Origin of the sequence: Streptomyces flavochromogenes (genome assembly GCF_000717595.1) — a bacterium.
GTDB lineage: Bacteria > Actinomycetota > Actinomycetes > Streptomycetales > Streptomycetaceae > Streptomyces > Streptomyces flavochromogenes.
In genome coordinates, this window is record NZ_JNZO01000041.1 from 42,427 (window position 1) to 60,365 (window position 17,939).

Consider the following 17,939-nt stretch of genomic DNA (forward strand, 5'->3'; position numbering starts at 1 on the left):
ATTAAGTCACACGACATCACCTATTGACTTAGAAACTTGAAGGCATAGTCTCTGCAACGTTGCTTTTACCTTCACGTGGTGGGCGGCGTGAAGTTGTGCGCCACTGGAAGGGCTTGCCCCCCACCGAGGAGTCCATGTGCCCCACACCGCGCAGGCGCCCACGCCGCCGCCTTCCGAAGGCCGAGCCGCCCACCCGGACCACCTCGGCCACGTCATCTTCATCACGGCCTCCGCCGCGATGGGCGGTTTCCTCTTCGGATACGACAGCTCCGTCATCAACGGCGCCGTCGAGGCGATCCGCGACCGCTACGACATCGGCTCCGGCACCCTGGCCCAGGTCATCGCCATCGCCCTGATCGGCTGCGCCATCGGCGCCGCCACCGCCGGCCGGATCGCCGACCGCATCGGCCGCATCCGCTGCATGCAGATCTCCGCGGTGCTCTTCGCGGTCAGCGCCGTGGGCTCCGCGCTCCCCTTCGCCCTCTGGGACCTCGCCCTCTGGCGGATCGTCGGCGGCTTCGCCATCGGCATGGCCTCCGTCATCGGCCCCGCGTACATCGCCGAGGTCGCCCCCGCCGCCTACCGCGGCCGCCTCGGCTCCTTCCAGCAGGCCGCGATCGTCATCGGCATCGCCATCTCCCAGCTGGTCAACTACGGCATCCTCCAGCTCGCCGACGGCGACCAGCGCGGCGAGATCGGCGGCCTGGAGGCCTGGCAGTGGATGCTCGGCGTCATGGTCGTGCCCGCCCTCCTCTACGGCATGCTCTCCTTCGCGATCCCCGAGTCCCCCCGCTTCCTCATCTCCGTCGGCAGGATCGACCGGGCGAAGGAGGTCCTCGCCGAGGTCGAGGGCAAGGGTGTCGACCTCGACCACCGCGTCGCCGAGATCGACCGGGCCATGCGCAGCGAGCACAAGTCCACCTTCAAGGACCTCCTCGTCATCGGCTCCCGCTTCAAGCTGCTGCCCATCGTCTGGGTCGGCATCGGCCTCTCGGTCTTCCAGCAGCTCGTCGGCATCAACGTCGCGTTCTACTACTCCGCGACCCTCTGGCAGTCCGTCGGCATCGACCCGTCGAGCTCGTTCTTCTACTCGTTCACCACGTCGATCATCAACATCATCGGCACCGTGATCGCGATGGTCCTGGTCGACCGTGTCGGCCGCAAGCCGCTCGCCCTCGTCGGCTCCGTCGGCATGGCGATCGCCCTCGCCGTCGAGGCCTGGGCCTTCTCCGCCGACCTCGTCGACGGCAAACTCCCCGAGACGCAGGGCGTCGTGGCACTGGTCGCCGCCCATGTCTTCGTGCTCTTCTTCGCCCTCTCGTGGGGCGTGGTGGTCTGGGTCTTCCTCGGCGAGATGTTCCCCAACCGGATCCGCGCCGCCGCACTCGGTGTCGCCGCCTCCGCCCAGTGGATCGCCAACTGGGCCATCACGGCCAGCTTCCCGTCCCTCGCGGACTGGAACCTCTCCGGCACCTACATCATCTACACGGTCTTCGCCGTGCTCTCGATCCCCTTCGTGCTCCGGTACGTCAAGGAGACCAAGGGCAAGGCGTTGGAGGAGATGGGCTAATCCCCGCTGCCCCTCTCCTCACCCACGGAACTGCCCCGGCCCGAGGCCTCACGCCTCGGACCGGGGCAGTACGTCACGGCCCTCCGCGCTCAGGCCGCGAGCCGGGGCGGGACGGTGTCGTCCTCCGCGCTCAGGCCGCGAGCCGGGGCGGGACGGTGTCGTCCTCCGCGCTCAGGCCGCGAGCCGGGGCACGACGGCGTCGCAGAACAGCCGCACGCTCCGCCACCCCTCCTCCACCGGCATCCCGCCGCACAGCGGATGCAGCACGAGGCTCTCCAGGCCGAGCGCAAGGCACTCCTCCGGAGTGAGGACCCGGTAGACCCCCTCCGCACGCAGCTCCGCCACCGTCGCCGCCGTCGACCGCACCGCCGAGCGGATGTCCTTGGACTGCCACGAGGCGTACGTCCGCGCCTCGTGCAGGAAGTGCTCCCCGTACTCCGCCCAGGTCCGGTCCGGGTCCTCCGACAGATGCAGCAGCGGCGTCACCTCGGCCGGCATCATCGTCCAGCCCTCCGTGCCGTACTCCGCGCAGCGCTCCTGGTAGTACTCCTCCAGCTCCGGCAGGTGCGCGCTCGGGAAGAACGGAAGCCCGAGCCGGGCCGCCCGCCGCGCCGCCGCCCGCGACGACCCCCCGACCAGAAGCATCGGATGCGGCTGGGTGAAGGGCCTCGGGGTGACCCGTACCTTACGGCCCTGATACGTGAACGGCTCCCCGGTCCAGGCCGTGAGCAGGGTCTCCAGGAGCAGGTCCTGGAGCTTGCCGCGCCGCCCCCAGTCGACCCCGCGCTCCTCGTACTCCTCCGGGCGGTAGCCGATCCCCGCCACCGTCACCAGGCGTCCCTCGCTCAGCAGGTCGAGGACGGCGATCTCCTCGGCGAGCCGCAGCGGGTCGTGCAGCGGCCCGATGATCGCGGAGACGGTGACGGCGATCCGCCCACCCGTCTCCCGGCCACCACCCCCCGGCGAGGCGCTGTGCGCCGCCCCTCCCATCGTCGCGCCGAAGACCGCCCCGGCGAAGGCGAAGGGGGACGGCAGCCAGTTGTTGTCGACCCCGTGGTGCTCCTCGGTCTGCACGGTGTCGACCCCGTGGGCGTCGGCGTACGCGGCCATCTCGACGGCGGCCCGGTAGCGGGCGGAGAGGGATTCGGGGGTCGCGCGGGGATCGACGAGGTTGAACCGTATGACGCTGATCGGCATGGGAAGTCCCCCTCCGCTGGTGGGATACCGGCGAAGGGGGACGTTATCTGACGTAGCGTCAGATGGAAACGGTCTCGCGCACTCCGGCGGGCTCCGCCGGAACCTTCTCGGGCGCACGCGGCAGCACGGCGTACAGCACGCCCGCCACCACGATGGTCGCCGCCCAGCCCAGGCCGTTCTCGCCGATCCAGGACGAGGCGAGCGGACCGGAGAACCAGTCGACCTTGGTGAAGAGGAGACCCGCCAGCAGCGCGACCGCCCAGGCCGTCATCGCCTGCCAGGCGAAACCGCCCCGGTACCAGTACGCACTGGTGCGGGTGGTGTCCATGAGGGCCACCGCGTCGTACGACCGGCGCCGCAGCATGTCCACGCCGAAGACGCCGATCCAGGCCGAGAACGCCACCGCGAGCAGGGTCAGGAAGGAGATGAACGAGCCGATGAAGCTGGTCGCGACCACCATGAGCAGGAAGCCGAAGATCAGGCTGATCAGCGCGTTGACGCTGACCGCCGCCGCGCGCGAGACCTTGATGCCCAGGGTCTGCGCGGTGAACCCGGCCGAGTACATCGACATCGAGTTGATCAGCAGCATCCCGAGCAGGGCGATCACCAGGTACGGCACCGAGATCCACATCGGAAGCAGCTCGCCGATGAAGGAGACCGGGTCCTGCGCCGAGGCCAGGTCCGGCGTCGACACCGCCATGACAGCGCCCATCAGGACCATCGGCAGCACGACGATGCCGGCGCCGCCCACCGTCGAGCCGACCATCGCCTTCGACGAGGCCGTACGGGGCAGGTAGCGGGTGAAGTCGGGACCCGAGGGGACCCAGCTGATGCCGCCGGCCGCGATCGTGCCGATGCCCGCGATCATCATCGCAGTCGAACCGGCCGGCTTGTCGAAGACCGCCGACCAGTCGGTGTTCGCCACCAGATAGACCAGGACGAGCACCGAGAAGGCGCCGAACAGGTAGGTGGACCACTTGCTGCACACCCGCAGCGCGTTGATCCCGAGCCCCGAGACGAGGAAGGTGCAGGTGACGAAGAGGAGCAGCGTCACGACGATGAGGAAGGTGTTCGACTTCACGCCGAAGAGCAGGTCGAGCACGGTCAGCACCGCGTAGGCGCCGGTGACCGCGTTGATGGTCTCCCAGCCCCACCGGGCCACCCAGATCAGCGCGCCGGGAAAAAGGTTTCCGCGCTGACCGAACACCGCGCGCGACAGCGCCATCCCGGGGGCCCCGCCCCGCTTGCCCGCGATCGAGATCAGGCCGACGATCCCGTACGAGAGGACCGGCGCGGCGACCGCCACCGCCAGGACCTGCCAGAAGTTCAGGCCGTTGAAGACGATCAGGCCCGCGCCCATCGTGAGCAGCAGCACACTGATGTTGGCCGCGACCCAGGTCGGGAACAGCTCGCGGACCCGGCCGGTCCGCTCGGCGTCGGGGACGGGCTCGAGACCGCGGGTCTCCATCGCGCCGTCGTGCGTCGCGCCTGCGGCTTCGGAGGCGTCGTGGGGCATGGGGGTACTCCGTACGAAGGTGTGGGGGTCGGAACATCGTACATTCGCGCCCTAACGAGCAAAGGGTGCGTCAGCCCATAGAAGGGGCCTCAGCACCCTCCGGGCGCGCCTCGCGCGCCGAGGCCTCGCTCACCGGCACCGGACCGACACCGGCCGGTCGTGTCTCCGCCCCGAGGGGCTTCCCGTCGGCGTGCGGCCGAACGGCGGACCGGCCGGGCCCGGAGGGGCATGCCCCCGCCGGGAGAGCGAGGGGACGCGGGCGAGGTCACGCCATACTGGTCGAGTTATGGAACTCATCCTTGCTGTAGTCATCGCTCTGGTCGTCGCGGTCGCCGTGACGAGCGGGCTCGTGATCAGCGGTCGCAAGAAGAAGCAGCTGCCGCCGGCCGAGCCGCCGTCCACCACGCCGACCATCACCGCTCCGCCCGCCGAACCGCATGTCGGCGAGGAGGCGGAGACGCCGCGGGAGGAACCACGCCGCACGGTCGAGGAGGTCGAACTCCCCGCCGAGGAGGCCGTCGAGACGCCGGCCGCCGTCGAGGACCCCGTCGTCGCCGCGCCCGCCGCTCCCGAGATCGAGATCCCGGAGCCCACCGCCGGCCGCCTCGTCCGGCTCCGGGCCCGGCTCGCCCGCTCGCAGAACTCGCTCGGCAAGGGGCTGCTCACGCTCCTGTCCCGCGAGCACCTCGACGAGGACACCTGGGAGGAGATCGAGGAGACCCTTCTCACGGCCGATGTCGGCGTCGCTCCCACCCAGGAGCTCGTCGAGCGGCTGCGCGAGCGGGTCCGGGTGCTCGGCACCCGTACCCCGGAGGAGCTGCGCGCGCTGCTCCGCGAGGAGCTCGTCACCCTGCTCGGACCCGACCTCGACCGCACGGTGCACACCGAGAGCCCCTCGGACGTGCCGGGCGTCGTCATGGTCGTCGGTGTCAACGGCACCGGCAAGACCACCACCACCGGCAAGCTGGCCCGTGTCCTCGTCGCCGACGGCAAGTCCGTCGTCCTCGGCGCGGCCGACACCTTCCGTGCCGCCGCCGCCGACCAGCTCCAGACCTGGGGCGAGCGCGTCGGCGCCCGGACCGTCCGCGGCCCGGAGGGCGGCGACCCGGCGTCGATCGCCTTCGACGCGGTCAAGGAGGGCATCGCGGAGGGCGCCGACGTCGTCCTCATCGACACCGCCGGCCGCCTCCACACCAAGACCGGCCTCATGGACGAGCTCGGCAAGGTCAAGCGCGTCGTCGAGAAGCACGGTCCGCTCGACGAGATCCTGCTCGTCCTCGACGCCACCACCGGCCAGAACGGTCTGATCCAGGCCCGTGTCTTCGCCGAGGTGGTCGACATCACCGGCATCGTGCTCACCAAGCTCGACGGCACCGCCAAGGGCGGCATCGTCGTGGCCGTCCAGCGCGAGCTGGGCGTCCCCGTCAAGCTGATCGGCCTGGGCGAGGGCCCGGACGACCTGGCGCCCTTCGAGCCGGGCGCCTTCGTCGACGCCCTGATCGGCGACTGACGCCCGTACGGCACGCGGAAGGGCCCTCGCCACCCGGCGAGGGCCCTTCCGCGTGCCGGGGCTCAGAAGTGGGTGCGGTGGCAGATGTACGCCAGCGTGCCGAGCAGCAGCCGTGCCTGCGGCGGCGCGCCCGCCGTGTCCAGCGTCGGGGGCCGCAGCCAGCGCACCGGACCGAGCCCGCCCAGGTCCGACGGGGGAGCGGTGACGTAGGTGCCGGGCCCCAGGCAGTGCAGATCCAGATCGGCGTCGTCCCAGCCCATCCGGTAGAGCAGCTGCGGAAGCTCCGCCGCCGCTCCGGGCGCCACGAAGAACCGCGCCCGGCCGGTCGGCGTCGCGCACACCGGGCCCAGCGGGAGCCCCATGCGTTCGAGCCGGACGAGCGCCCGGCGGCCCGCGGCCTCGGCGACCTCGATCACGTCGAACGCCCGGCCCACCGGGAGCAGCAGTGCCGCGCCGGGGTACTCCGACCATGCCTTGGTCGCGTCGTCGAGGCCGGCGCCGGCCGGGACCGGTTCCGCGAAGGAGAGGGGGTGCGCGCCCGGGGCCGTACACGCCGGATCCCCGCAGGAGCACTGGCCGGAGACGGCCCGCGCTCCGGGCACCACGTCCCAGCCCCACAGTCCTGTGTACTCGGCCACCGCAGTGCACTCCGTGGTGCGAACGCGGCGGCGTGCGCCGGACCGCATCTCACGAATGCCGCCGATCGTGAAACCCATGTCCCCTCCAACGGGTCGAGCGCGCCGGTGGTTACGACCCGGAGCACCGTCGTCACCCTTCGTCACGTTCCGTCGCCGAGGGTGGCGTGCGGTCGTGGGCGGGGTGGTGCGGGCCGGTGCGCGCGCCTCTCCGCGCATCCGTCCGCCGACTCCGGTTCGTCGCATGTCAAGTGAATCGCGATCCGCGGGCGGCGAGTTCATTCGAAGGGGTGGCGAATGGTGGCGTTTCTTGAATCGCCCTCGTGGACGGGTGATCGTAGGATTACTTTCGGTACTCGAACCCCCGGGGTCGCTTGCGCACGCGGGTATGCCGGAGGCAACCCGGTTTCCAGTTCGAAGGAGCGCGAACGCCGGACGGGTGCCGCGAGACGCGGCATTCTGGTAGGGGTTCACATGACAGGTATTCAGGTGGATGGGGGCGTTCCTGTGGGCGGCAACGGCGCAGACGGTACGACTGCCGGCAAGCGCCCGAACGAGCAGCTGGGTTCGTGGTTCGTCCGCAGCGGCTGGTCGAAGGGCGAACTCGCGCGCCAGGTGAACCGCCGGGCGCGCCAGATGGGCGCACACCACATCTCCACCGACACCTCGCGCGTCCGTCGCTGGCTCGACGGCGAGCAGCCGCGCGAGCCCATCCCGCGGATCCTCTCCGAGCTGTTCTCCGAGCGCTTCGGCTCCGTCGTCGCCATCGAGGACCTCGGCCTGCGCACCGCCCACCAGTCGCCCTCCGTCTCCGGCGTCGACCTGCCCTGGGCCGGACCGCAGACGGTCGCACTGCTCGGCGAGTTCTCCCGCAGCGACCTCATGCTCGCCCGCCGCGGCTTCCTCGGCTCGTCCCTGTCGCTCGCCGCCGGACCCGCCCTCATCGAACCGATGCAGCGCTGGCTCGTCCCCACCCCCGCGGGCGACCTCGAGCGCCCCGACCCGCTCGCCGACGCCCGCCGCCCCAACCGGCTCTCCGAGATCGAACTCGACCTCCTCGAATCCACCACCGCCATGTTCCGCAAATGGGACGCCCAGTGCGGCGGGGGACTGCGCCGCAAGGCCGTGGTCGGCCAGCTCCACGAGGTCACCGACCTCCTCCAGGAGCCCCAGCCGGCCGCCACCGCCAAGCGCCTCTTCACCTGCGCCGCCGAACTCGCCGAACTCGCCGGCTGGATGAGCTACGACGTGGGCCTCCAGCCCACCGCCCAGAAGTACTTCGTGCTCGCCCTGCACGCCGCCAAGGAGGCAGGCGACAAGCCCCTCGGCTCGTACATCCTGTCCTCGATGAGCCGCCAGATGATCCACCTGGGCCGGCCCGACGACGCCCTCGAACTCATCCATCTCGCCCAGTACGGCAGTCGGGACTGCGCCACCGCGCGCACCCAGGCCATGCTGTATGCGATGGAGGCCCGCGCCTACGCCAACATGGGGCAGCCCTCCAAGTGCAAGCGGGCCGTCCGGATGGCCGAGGACACCTTCGCCGACGTCGGCCTCGACGGCGAGCCCGAGCCCGACTGGATCGGCTTCTTCTCCGAGGCCGAACTCAACGGCGAGAACAGCCACTCCTACCGCGATCTCGCCTACGTCGCCGGACGCTCCCCGACCTACGCCTCGCTCGCCGAACCCGTGATGGAGCGGGCCGTCGAGCTCTTCGAGAAGGACCCCGACCACCAGCGGTCGTACGCGCTGAACCTCATCGGCATGGCCACCGTCCACCTCCTCAAGCGCGAGCCCGAGCAGTCCGTCGTCCTCGCCGAGAAGGCCCTCGGAGTCGCCCGCAGCATCCGCTCCGAGCGGGTCAACACCCGACTCCGCAAGACCGTCGACCACGCCGCACGCAACTACAGCGACGTCGCCGAGGTCGTCCACCTCACCGACCGGCTCACCCAGCTGCTCCCCGAGGCCGCCGAAGCGGTCTGACCCACCCGGCGCCCCCGGCGCCACCCGTACTCCGGCCGCGCCGGACGTCCCGTAATGCCCGACTCGGCTCCCCCGCCGCAAGGTCACACGGACGCCAGGCGCGGCCGGTTCTCGTGTGCCGCGGGCACGGCTCCCCGGCCCCGTCTTCCGCGTGCCGGTACACCGCTTCGGGCTCGTCTTCCGTGTGCCGTACACGGTTCCGGCCCCGTCTTCCGCGTGCCGCGTACACCGTTCCGGCCCCGTCTCCGGCGTGCCGCGTACACCGTTCCAGGCCTGTTTCCCGTGGGCGGAGGATACGGGCGTTACCTCGCTGTGATGCGGCCGTTCACGGTCGCGTAACACGCCCCACCCCTTCGTCACCGCTCCGAAACATCGAGCGGCATCGGCGGAAACGGCCCTGCGCGAATCTCTGGGCCATAACCGGCCACCCCTCACGGCCGCAGCCGCCCTCCGGCCCCGCCCCCGCACAGGCCGCATTCGACGACGAGGAGACGCCGATGGCACCAGCCATCACGACCCTGGCAGCAGACGCCCCCGAGCTGTCCGCCGCCAACACCGGGTTCATGCTCATCTGCTCCGCCCTGGTCATGCTGATGACCCCGGCACTCGCCTTCTTCTACGGAGGCATGGTCCGCGTCAAGTCCACCCTCAACATGCTGATGATGAGCTTCATCAGCCTCGGGATCGTCACGATCCTGTGGGTGCTCTTCGGCTTCAGCCTCGCCTTCGGCACCGACTCGGGCTCGATCATCGGCTGGTCCTCCGACTACGTCGGCCTCAGCGGCATCGGCGTCACCGAACTCTGGGACGGCTACACCATCCCGGTGTACGTCTTCGCCGTCTTCCAGCTGATGTTCGCCATCCTCACGCCGGCCCTGATCAGCGGCGCCCTCGCCGACCGCGTCAAGTTCACCGCCTGGGCCCTCTTCATCACCCTCTGGGTCACCGTCGTCTACTTCCCCGTCGCCCACTGGGTCTGGGGCGCCGGCGGCTGGCTCTTCGAGATGGGCGTCATCGACTTCGCCGGCGGCACGGCGGTCCACATCAACGCCGGCGCCGCGGCCCTCGGCGTCATCCTCGTCATCGGCAAGCGCGTCGGCTTCAAGAAGGACCCGATGCGCCCGCACAGCCTCCCGCTGGTCATGCTCGGTGCCGGTCTCCTCTGGTTCGGCTGGTTCGGCTTCAACGCCGGCTCCTGGCTCGGCAACGACGACGGCGTCGGCGCGGTGATGTTCGTCAACACCCAGGTCGCCACCGCCGCCGCCATGCTCGCCTGGCTCGCGTACGAGAAGATCCGCCACGGCTCCTTCACCACCCTGGGCGCCGCCTCCGGCGCGGTCGCCGGCCTCGTCGCCATCACCCCGTCCGGCGGCGCCGTCAGTCCGCTCGGCGCGATCGCCATCGGCGTCATCGCCGGTCTCCTCTGCGCCATGGCCGTCGGCCTCAAGTACAGGTTCGGCTACGACGACTCCCTCGACGTCATCGGCGTCCACCTCGTCGGCGGTGTCCTCGGCTCCCTCCTCGTGGGCCTCTTCGCCACCGGCGGCGTCCAGTCCGACGCCAAGGGACTCTTCTACGGCGGCGGCCTCGACCAGCTCGGCAAGCAGGCCGTCGGTGTCTTCGCCGTCCTCGCCTACTCTCTGATCGCCTCCGCGATCCTCGCGCTGATCATCGACAAGACGATGGGCATGAGGGTCAGCGAGGACGACGAGGTCTCCGGCATCGACCAGGTCGAGCACGCCGAGACCGCGTACGACTTCAGCGGAGCCGGCGGCGGCGCGTCCTCGCGCTCCACCGCAGCCCCCGCCCCGGCCGTCACGGAGAACAAGAAGGTGGACGCATGAAGCTCATCACCGCGGTCGTCAAGCCGCACCGGCTCGACGAGATCAAGGAGGCCCTCCAGGCCTTCGGCGTCCACGGCCTCACCGTCACCGAGGCCAGCGGCTACGGCCGCCAGCGCGGCCACACCGAGGTCTACCGGGGCGCCGAGTACACGGTCGACCTGGTACCCAAGATCCGCATCGAGGTCCTCGTCGAGGACGAGGACGCCGAACAGCTCATCGACGTCGTCGTGAAGGCCGCCCGAACCGGCAAGATCGGAGACGGCAAGGTGTGGAGCGTGCCGGTCGAGACCGCCGTCCGCGTCCGCACCGGCGAACGCGGTCCGGACGCCCTGTAGACAGCGGTCCGGACGCACCGTAAGCAACGAAGGAGCCGCCGGGTGACGAGCCTCGAAGTCAGCGAAGAGACCGAAGATTCGGGACCCGGCGGTTACGCGGCGGCCCGGCTGCTCCTCCTCCACGAGAAGGAGCGGTCCGGGCCGCCGCGCCGCGCCGCCCTCGCCCGGCTCACCGACGACTGGCTGGCCGGGCTCTTCGCGGCCGCCGCACCACCCCACGGGGTCGCCCTCGTCGCCGTCGGCGGCTACGGCCGCGCCGAGCTCTCCCCGCGCAGCGACCTCGACCTCCTCCTGCTCCACGACGGCACCGCCGACAAGGCCGCGATCGCCGCTCTCGCCGACCGCATCTGGTACCCCGTCTGGGACCTCGGGCTCGCCCTCGACCACTCCGTCCGCACCGCCGCCGAGGCCCGCGCCACCGCCGCCGACGACCTCAAGGTCCACCTCGGCCTCCTCGACGCCCGGCCCCTCGCCGGCGACCACGGACTCGTCGCCGCCCTGCGCACCACCGTCCTCGCCGACTGGCGCAACCAGGCACCCGTACGCCTCCCCGAACTCGACGCACTCTGCCGCGAACGCGCCGAACGCATGGGCGAGCTGCAATTCCTCCTCGAACCCGACCTCAAGGAGGCCAGGGGCGGCCTCCGCGACGCCCAGGCCCTCCGCGCCGTCGCCGCCTCCTGGCTCGCCGACGCCCCCCGTGAAGGCCTCGACAGCGCCCGCCGCCGCCTCCTCGACGCCCGTGACGCCCTCCACCTCACCACCGGCCGCGCCACCGACCGGCTCGCCCTCCAGGAACAGGACGCCGTCGCCGCCGAACTCGGCCTCCTCGACGCCGACACCCTGCTCCGCGAGGTGTACGAGGCCGCCCGGACCATCTCGTACGCCACCGACGTCACCTGGCGCGAGGTCAACCGCGTCCTCAAGGCCCGCTCCGCCCGGCCCCGCCTGCGCGCCCTCCTCGGCGGCCGGACCGGTACCGGGAAACCGCCCGTCGAGCGCACCCCGCTCGCCGAAGGCGTCGTCGAGATGGACGGCGAGGTCGTCCTCGCCCGCACCGCCCGGCCCGAACGCGACCCCGTCCTGCCCCTGCGGGCCGCCGCCGCGGCCGCCCAGTCCGCCCTGCCGATCTCCCTGCACGCGGTACGCCGCCTCGCCGCCACCGCCACCCCGCTGCCCGTGCCCTGGCCCGCCGAGGCCCGTGAGGAACTCGTCACCCTGCTCGGCGCCGGCGAGGCCACCGTCCCCGTCTGGGAAGCCCTCGAAGCCGAGGGGATCGTCACCCGGCTGCTGCCCGACTGGGAACGCGTCCGCTGCCGCCCCCAGCGCAACCCCGTCCACACCTGGACCGTCGACCGCCACCTCGTCGAGACCGCCGTCCGCGCCTCCTCGCTCACCCGCCGCGTCGGCCGCCCCGACCTCCTCCTCGTCGCCGCCCTCCTCCACGACATCGGCAAGGGCTGGCCCGGCGACCACTCCGTCGCCGGCGAGACCATCGCCCGCGACCTCGCCACCCGCATCGGATTCGACCGCACGGACGTCGCCACCATCGCCACCGCCGTCCGCCACCACCTGCTCCTCGTCGAGACCGCCACCCGCCGCGACCTCGACGACCCCGCCACCGTCCGTGCCGTCGCGACCGCCGTCGGCACCGTCGGCACCCTGGAACTCCTGCACGCCCTCACCGAGGCCGACGCCCTCGCCACCGGACCCGCCGCCTGGTCCGCCTGGCGCGCCTCGCTCGTCGCCGACCTGGTCAAACGGGTCGCCGGCGTCCTGGCGGGGGAGACCCCGCCCGACCCCGAGGCCGCCGCCCCCAGCGCCGAACAGGAACGGCTCGCCATCGAGGCCCTGCGCACCGGCGAACCCGTCCTCGCCCTCCACACCGAACCGGTCGTGGCGGAACCGGAGGAACCCGAACCGGTCGGCGTCGAACTCGTCATCGCCCTACCCGACCAGCCAGGCGTCCTGCCCGCCGTCGCCGGCGTCCTCGCCCTGCACCGGCTCACCGTCCGCGCCGCCGACCTCCGCGCCGTCGAGCTCCCGCTCGACCTCGGCGCCGGCTCGGGACCCGTCCTCGTCCTCGACTGGCGGGTCGCCGCCGAGTACGGCTCCCTGCCCGAGGCCGCCCGGCTCCGCGCCGACCTCGTCCGCGCGCTCGACGGCTCCCTGGACATCCGCGCCCGGCTGGCCGAGCGCGAGGCCGCCTACCCCCGCCGGCGGGGCCTCACCGCCCCGCCGCCCCGCGTCACCGTCGCCGCCGCGGACTCCCGCCTCGCCACCGTCATCGAGGTCCGCGCCCAGGACGCGCCCGGCCTCCTCCACCGCATCGGCCGGGCCCTGGAGGGCGCGGCGGTACGGGTCCGGAGCGCGCATGTGTCGACGCTCGGCGCCAACGCCGTCGACACCCTGTACGTGACCCGCCCCGACGGCTCCCTGCTGCCCGACGAGGAGGCGATCGACCTGGCGCGTGCGCTGGAGTCGGCGCTCCGCTGACCCCCGGCCCCCACCGCCCCCGCGCGCCGGATTCGGCGGGCGGGGGCACACACTTCGAGCGGCCCGATACCCTGGAGGGCAATCCGACCGCCCCCGACACCGAGGATCCGCGACCGCCGTGTTCGATACCCTCTCCGACCGCCTTGCAGCGACCTTCAAGAACCTCCGCGGCAAGGGCCGTCTGTCCGAGGCGGACATCGACGCCACCGCGCGCGAAATCCGTATCGCGCTGCTCGAAGCGGATGTCGCCCTGCCGGTCGTCCGGTCCTTCATCAAGCAGGTCAAGGAGCGCGCCCTCGGCATCGAGGTCTCGCAGGCCCTCAACCCTGCCCAGCAGGTCATCAAGATCGTCAACGAGGAGCTCATCGGCATCCTCGGCGGCGAGACCCGGCGTCTGCGGTTCGCCAAGACCGCGCCCACCGTGATCATGCTCGCCGGCCTCCAGGGTGCCGGTAAGACCACCCTCGCCGGAAAGCTCGGCCTCTGGCTCAAGGGCCAGGGCCACTCCCCGCTGCTCGTCGCCTGCGACCTCCAGCGCCCCAACGCCGTCACCCAGCTCGGCGTCGTCGCCGAGCGCGCGGGCGTGGCCTTCTACGGCCCGCAGCCGGGCAACGGCGTCGGTGACCCGGTCCAGGTCGCGAAGGACTCGATCGAGTTCGCGCGGACCAAGATGTACGACGTCGTCATCGTCGACACCGCCGGCCGCCTCGGCATCGACCAGGAGCTGATGCAGCAGGCCGCGGACATCCGCGACGCCGTCAGCCCCGACGAGGTCCTCTTCGTCGTCGACGCCATGATCGGTCAGGACGCGGTCAACACCGCCGAGGCCTTCCGCGACGGCGTCGGCTTCGACGGTGTCGTGCTCTCCAAGCTCGACGGCGACGCCCGCGGTGGTGCCGCGCTCTCCATCGCGCACGTCACCGGCAAGCAGATCATGTTCGCCTCCAACGGCGAGAAGCTGGACGAGTTCGACGCGTTCCACCCGGACCGCATGGCGTCCCGCATCCTCGGCATGGGCGACATGCTCTCCCTCATCGAGAAGGCGCAGCAGACCTTCGACGAGGAAGAGGCCGCCAAGATGGCCTCGAAGCTCGCGTCGAAGAAGGGCCAGGAGTTCACGCTCGACGACTTCCTGGCGCAGATGGAGCAGGTCCGCAAGATGGGCTCCATCTCGAAGCTCCTCGGCATGCTCCCGGGCATGGGCCAGATGAAGGAGCAGATCGCCAACATCGACGAGAAGGATGTCGACCGCACGGCCGCCATCATCAAGTCGATGACCCCCGGCGAGCGCCACGACCCGACCATCATCAACGGCTCGCGCCGCGCCCGTATCGCCAAGGGCTCCGGCGTCGAGGTCAGCGCGGTCAAGGGCCTCGTCGAGCGGTTCTTCGAGGCCCGCAAGATGATGTCCCGCATGGCCCAGGGCGGCGGCCTCCCCGGCATGCCCGGCATGCCGGGCATGGGCGGCGGCCCCGGCCGGCAGAAGAAGCAGGTCAAGCAGGCCAAGGGCAAGCGCAAGAGCGGCAACCCGATGAAGCGGAAGGCCGAGGAGCAGGCCGCCGCCGAGCGCCGCGACCAGGCGCAGCAGGGCGGGGCCTTCGGTCTCCCGGCGCCGGGGCAGGCCCCGAAGGACTTCGAGCTGCCCGACGAGTTCAAGAAGTTCATGAGCTGATGAGCTGACCGGGCCGTGCGCCCGAGGACGGCGTGAGGGGCCCGGAGCGGTACGAAACCGCACCGGGCCCCTTTTCATCCCTCCGGACCGTCCGCGATGCCGCGTTCGTCCCGCTCTTCGATACTGGGGCCACAGACGCCCCGAGGAGAGCCACGTGGCCAACCCCGTACCCCCGCGCGACCGGACCGACCAGCCCTGGCGCTCGGAGGGGGCTCCGCCGCCACCGCCGGCGAAGCGGAAGATGCCCGGCGGCTGGGGAGGCCTCATCCTCACCGCTCTGGTCGTCTATCTGATCGCCAACCTCGTGCTGTCGTTCTTCAACCGGGGCGACGAGCCGACGATCTCGTACACCGAGTTCAGCAAGCAGGTGAGCTCCGGCAACGTCACCAAGATCTACTCCAAGGGCGACGCCATCCAGGGGGAGCTGAAGAACAAGCAACCCCTGCCCAACGGTGACAAGGGCGACTACAGCAAGTTCGTCACCCAGCGGCCCGCGTTCGCCGACGACGACCTGTGGGCGCAGCTGACCAAGCAGAACGTCACCGTCACCGCGGAGCCGGTCGTCCAGGAGCGCAGCTTCCTCGCCAACCTCCTCATCTCCCTCGCGCCGATGCTGCTGCTCGTGGTGCTGTGGATCTTCATCGCCCGCCGGATGAGCTCCGGGATGGGCGGCGCCGGCGGCATGCTCGGCCGCAAGGCCCCGCCCAAACCCGTCGAGCTGGAGGCCGGGGTCAAACGCACCACCTTCGCCGACGTCGCCGGCATCGACGAGGTCGAGGGCGAGCTCAACGACGTCGTCGACTTCCTCAAGAACCCGCAGGCCTACCGCGAGATGGGCGCCAAGATGCCGCGCGGTGTGCTCCTGGCAGGCCCGCCCGGCACCGGCAAGACCCTGCTCGCCCGCGCCGTCGCCGGCGAGGCCGGGGTGCCGTTCTTCTCCGCCTCCGCGTCCGAGTTCATCGAGATGATCGTGGGCGTCGGCGCCTCCCGGGTCCGCGAACTGTTCGCCGAGGCCCGCAAGGTCGCCCCCGCGATCATCTTCATCGACGAGATCGACACCATCGGCCGGGCCCGCGGCGGCGGCTCCGGCATGGGCGGCCACGACGAGCGCGAGCAGACCCTCAACCAGATCCTCACCGAGATGGACGGCTTCACCGGCTCCGAGGGCGTCATCGTCCTCGCCGCCACCAACCGCGCCGACGTCCTCGACCCCGCGCTCACCCGGCCCGGCCGCTTCGACCGGATCGTGCACGTCAACCCGCCCGACCGGGGCGGCCGGGAGGCCATCCTCAGGATCCACACCCGGGAGATCCCGCTCGCCAAGGACGTCGACCTGGAACACGTGGCCCGCACGACCCCCGGCATGACCGGCGCCGAACTCGCCAACCTCGCCAACGAGGCCGCCCTCCTCGCCGTCAAGCGCGACCAGAGGGCCGTCACCCAGTCCGACCTCTCCGACGCCCTGGAGAAGGTCCAGCTCGGCGCCGAACGCCCGCTCGTGATGCCCGCAGACGAACGGCGCCGCACCGCGTACCACGAGAGCGGCCACGCCCTCCTCGGCATGCTCCAGCCGGGCGCCGACCCCGTCCGCAAGATCACCATCGTGCCCCGCGGCCGCGCCCTCGGCGTCACCCTCTCCACCCCCGACTCCGACAAGTACGCCTACACCGAGGACTACCTGCGCGGCCGGATCATCGGCGCCCTCGGCGGCATGGCCGCCGAGCAGGTCGTGTTCGGAGTCGTCACCACCGGCGCCGAGAGCGACCTGGAACAGGTCACCAACATCGCCCGCGGCATGGCGGGACGCTGGGGCATGAGCGAGCGCGTCGGACGCCTCACCGCCATCCCGAGCGACGCCCAGCAGGCGTACGGCCTCTCGGCGGCCCCCGCGACCCTCGACACCGTCGACGCGGAGATGCGCCGCATCGTCGACGAGTGCTACGAGAGCGCCGTACGGCAGCTCCGAGAGCACCGCGACAAGCTGGACGCGCTGGCCGCCGCGCTCCTGGAGAACGAGACCCTGGAGGAGGCCGCCGCCTACCGTGCGGCGGGCATCGCGCGGGCCGCGCGGGAGGACTGAGCCGGCGTACGGGCCACCGGCGTCCGGGGGCCGCGGACGTCACGCCACCCGGGCGACGACGTAGCGGAAGACGTTCGGCATCCACACCGTGCCGTCCGCGCGCACGTGCGGGGCGAGCGCCTCCTCGATCTCCTTCTCGACCTGGGAGAGCTCCGTCGCCCGCACGGCCTCGTCGAAGGCGCCCGTCGACAGCAGCCCGCGCACGGCGCTGCCCTCGTCGGCGTACCCGAACGGACAGGCCACCCGCCCCGAACCGGCCGGCCGCAGCCCCGCCCCGGCCACCAGCCCCTCCAGGTCCGTCCGGAGGGCCGGCCGGCGGTCCGCGAGCCGGGCCGCGACCCGCAGCACCGCCTCCGTGGAGCACCGCTCCGGCGGCCCCCAGCCGGCGAGCACGACCGTCGCGCCCGGTTGGGCCGTACGGGTGAGGGCCGCCAGCTCCGGCAGGAGCGCGTCCGTCGTGTGGAAGGCCGTGATCACGTCGTACGTGTCGCCCTCGGGGGGCTCCTCCGTGACCGTCACGTCCTCGGGGAGCCGCTCCCTCGCCAGCTCCACGCGCGCGTGGTCCCGGTCCGCGCCGGCCACCCGGGCGCCCCGCGCCGCCGCCATGAGAAGCGCCAGGCCGGAGCCGCAGCGGAGGCCCAGGACCCGGGTCCCGGCGCCCACGCCGAGGCGGTCGTACACCGCCTCGTAGAGCGGGACGAGCATCCGTTCCTGGATCTCGGCCCAGTCGCGCGCGGGGTGGTGCGGGACGAGCGTAGGTGTCATGGAAAAGTGCCCCAATCCGTGCTCGGACGACGACCCCCCGTAGCCAGGGAACTGCGCATCCCGTGCCGCGTCCAGTGCTCGCACCGCACCGATTCGTCCGGGAGAGAGGCGAACCGGTAATGTCCCTGTCACGCTTCCCGGTCCGCCCGGGAAGTCGTTCCCCAAGGGGCGCGCGCACCACGGCTGCACGCCGGGGCGTATGCGCTACTACGCACCAGCTTGACGCCCGCTGCGTGGCTTCTCCGCAGATCGGCGCACTGGCCCTCGTCGCGACACATCAACGGCAACTGACGGGTACGTGCAAAATATTTGGGATGCCCCGGAATGGAACCCGGG

Annotated in this window: 12 protein-coding genes; 8 read left to right on the forward strand and 4 right to left on the reverse strand. The window is 71.6% G+C overall.

Annotated elements, in window-relative coordinates; translation table 11 throughout:
• Window positions 1–136 precede the first annotated feature (136 nt).
• The gene (locus IF00_RS0136250) at window positions 137–1,570 is read left to right on the forward strand and encodes a sugar porter family MFS transporter (protein ID WP_030325612.1); all 1,434 of its coding nucleotides are present in this window, start codon (window positions 137–139) and stop codon (window positions 1,568–1,570) included.
• Window positions 1,571–1,741: 171 nt separating this feature from the next.
• On the opposite strand, the gene IF00_RS0136255 is transcribed toward IF00_RS0136250, so the two are convergent.
• Together IF00_RS0136255 and IF00_RS0136260 are read right to left on the reverse strand one after the other, a co-directional pair.
• A complete protein-coding gene (locus IF00_RS0136255; protein ID WP_030325613.1) occupies window positions 1,742–2,767 on the reverse strand; it encodes an LLM class flavin-dependent oxidoreductase in 1,026 nt (341 codons plus the stop codon).
• Window positions 2,768–2,825: 58 nt separating this feature from the next.
• Window positions 2,826–4,283: a cytosine permease gene (locus IF00_RS0136260; RefSeq protein WP_030325615.1), complete on the reverse strand. Its 1,458-nt coding sequence runs from the start codon at window positions 4,281–4,283 to the stop codon at window positions 2,826–2,828.
• Window positions 4,284–4,569: 286 nt separating this feature from the next.
• Between IF00_RS0136260 and ftsY the strand changes: the two genes are divergently transcribed.
• Window positions 4,570–5,793 (forward strand): signal recognition particle-docking protein FtsY, encoded by a 1,224-nt coding sequence (gene ftsY, locus IF00_RS0136265; protein ID WP_030325617.1) that lies wholly within the window; start codon window positions 4,570–4,572, stop codon window positions 5,791–5,793.
• Between the two features lie 62 nt (window positions 5,794–5,855).
• Here the strand turns inward: ftsY and IF00_RS0136270 are convergent, their stop codons facing one another.
• Window positions 5,856–6,509 (reverse strand): bifunctional DNA primase/polymerase, encoded by a 654-nt coding sequence (locus IF00_RS0136270; protein ID WP_030325622.1) that lies wholly within the window; start codon window positions 6,507–6,509, stop codon window positions 5,856–5,858.
• 426 nt (window positions 6,510–6,935) lie between these two features.
• On the opposite strand from IF00_RS0136270, the gene nsdA reads away from it, so the two are divergent.
• From nsdA to ftsH, 6 genes are all read left to right on the forward strand, one after another.
• Window positions 6,936–8,411: a transcriptional repressor NsdA gene (gene nsdA / locus IF00_RS0136275; protein WP_030325624.1), complete on the forward strand. Its 1,476-nt coding sequence runs from the start codon at window positions 6,936–6,938 to the stop codon at window positions 8,409–8,411.
• A gap of 497 nt (window positions 8,412–8,908) precedes the next feature.
• Entirely contained in the window at window positions 8,909–10,255 is a 1,347-nt protein-coding gene (locus IF00_RS0136280) for an ammonium transporter (protein ID WP_030325626.1), read from the forward strand.
• Window positions 10,252–10,590 (forward strand): P-II family nitrogen regulator, encoded by a 339-nt coding sequence (locus IF00_RS0136285; RefSeq protein ID WP_015036464.1) that lies wholly within the window; start codon window positions 10,252–10,254, stop codon window positions 10,588–10,590. The genes IF00_RS0136280 and IF00_RS0136285 overlap by 4 nt, the downstream gene beginning before the upstream one ends.
• Before the next feature lie 42 nt (window positions 10,591–10,632).
• On the forward strand, window positions 10,633–13,086 hold the full coding sequence (locus IF00_RS0136290) for a [protein-PII] uridylyltransferase (RefSeq protein WP_030325627.1): 2,454 nt from the start codon (window positions 10,633–10,635) through the stop codon (window positions 13,084–13,086).
• A gap of 118 nt (window positions 13,087–13,204) precedes the next feature.
• A complete protein-coding gene (gene ffh, locus IF00_RS0136295; protein ID WP_030325629.1) occupies window positions 13,205–14,758 on the forward strand; it encodes a signal recognition particle protein in 1,554 nt (517 codons plus the stop codon).
• 154 nt (window positions 14,759–14,912) lie between these two features.
• Window positions 14,913–16,838: an ATP-dependent zinc metalloprotease FtsH gene (gene ftsH / locus IF00_RS0136300; protein ID WP_030325630.1), complete on the forward strand. Its 1,926-nt coding sequence runs from the start codon at window positions 14,913–14,915 to the stop codon at window positions 16,836–16,838.
• A 39-nt stretch (window positions 16,839–16,877) separates the two neighbouring features.
• Here the strand turns inward: ftsH and IF00_RS0136305 are convergent, their stop codons facing one another.
• Complete coding sequence (locus IF00_RS0136305) at window positions 16,878–17,603, reverse strand: class I SAM-dependent methyltransferase (RefSeq protein WP_030325632.1); 726 nt, start codon at window positions 17,601–17,603, stop codon at window positions 16,878–16,880.
• Window positions 17,604–17,939 lie beyond the last annotated feature (336 nt).

Bases quoted from the DNA above. Each gene is read 5' to 3' on its own strand.
- IF00_RS0136280 (WP_030325626.1), top strand. From the start codon at position 8,909: ATGGCACCAGCCATCACGACCCTGGCAGCAGACGCCCCCGAGCTGTCC.
- IF00_RS0136260 (WP_030325615.1), bottom strand. From the start codon at position 4,283: ATGCCCCACGACGCCTCCGAAGCCGCAGGCGCGACGCACGACGGCGCG.
- IF00_RS0136270 (WP_030325622.1), bottom strand. From the start codon at position 6,509: ATGGGTTTCACGATCGGCGGCATTCGTGAGATGCGGTCCGGCGCACGC.
- IF00_RS0136305 (WP_030325632.1), bottom strand. From the start codon at position 17,603: ATGACACCTACGCTCGTCCCGCACCACCCCGCGCGCGACTGGGCCGAG.
- IF00_RS0136285 (WP_015036464.1), top strand. From the start codon at position 10,252: ATGAAGCTCATCACCGCGGTCGTCAAGCCGCACCGGCTCGACGAGATC.
- ftsY (WP_030325617.1), top strand. From the start codon at position 4,570: ATGGAACTCATCCTTGCTGTAGTCATCGCTCTGGTCGTCGCGGTCGCC.
- IF00_RS0136255 (WP_030325613.1), bottom strand. From the start codon at position 2,767: ATGCCGATCAGCGTCATACGGTTCAACCTCGTCGATCCCCGCGCGACC.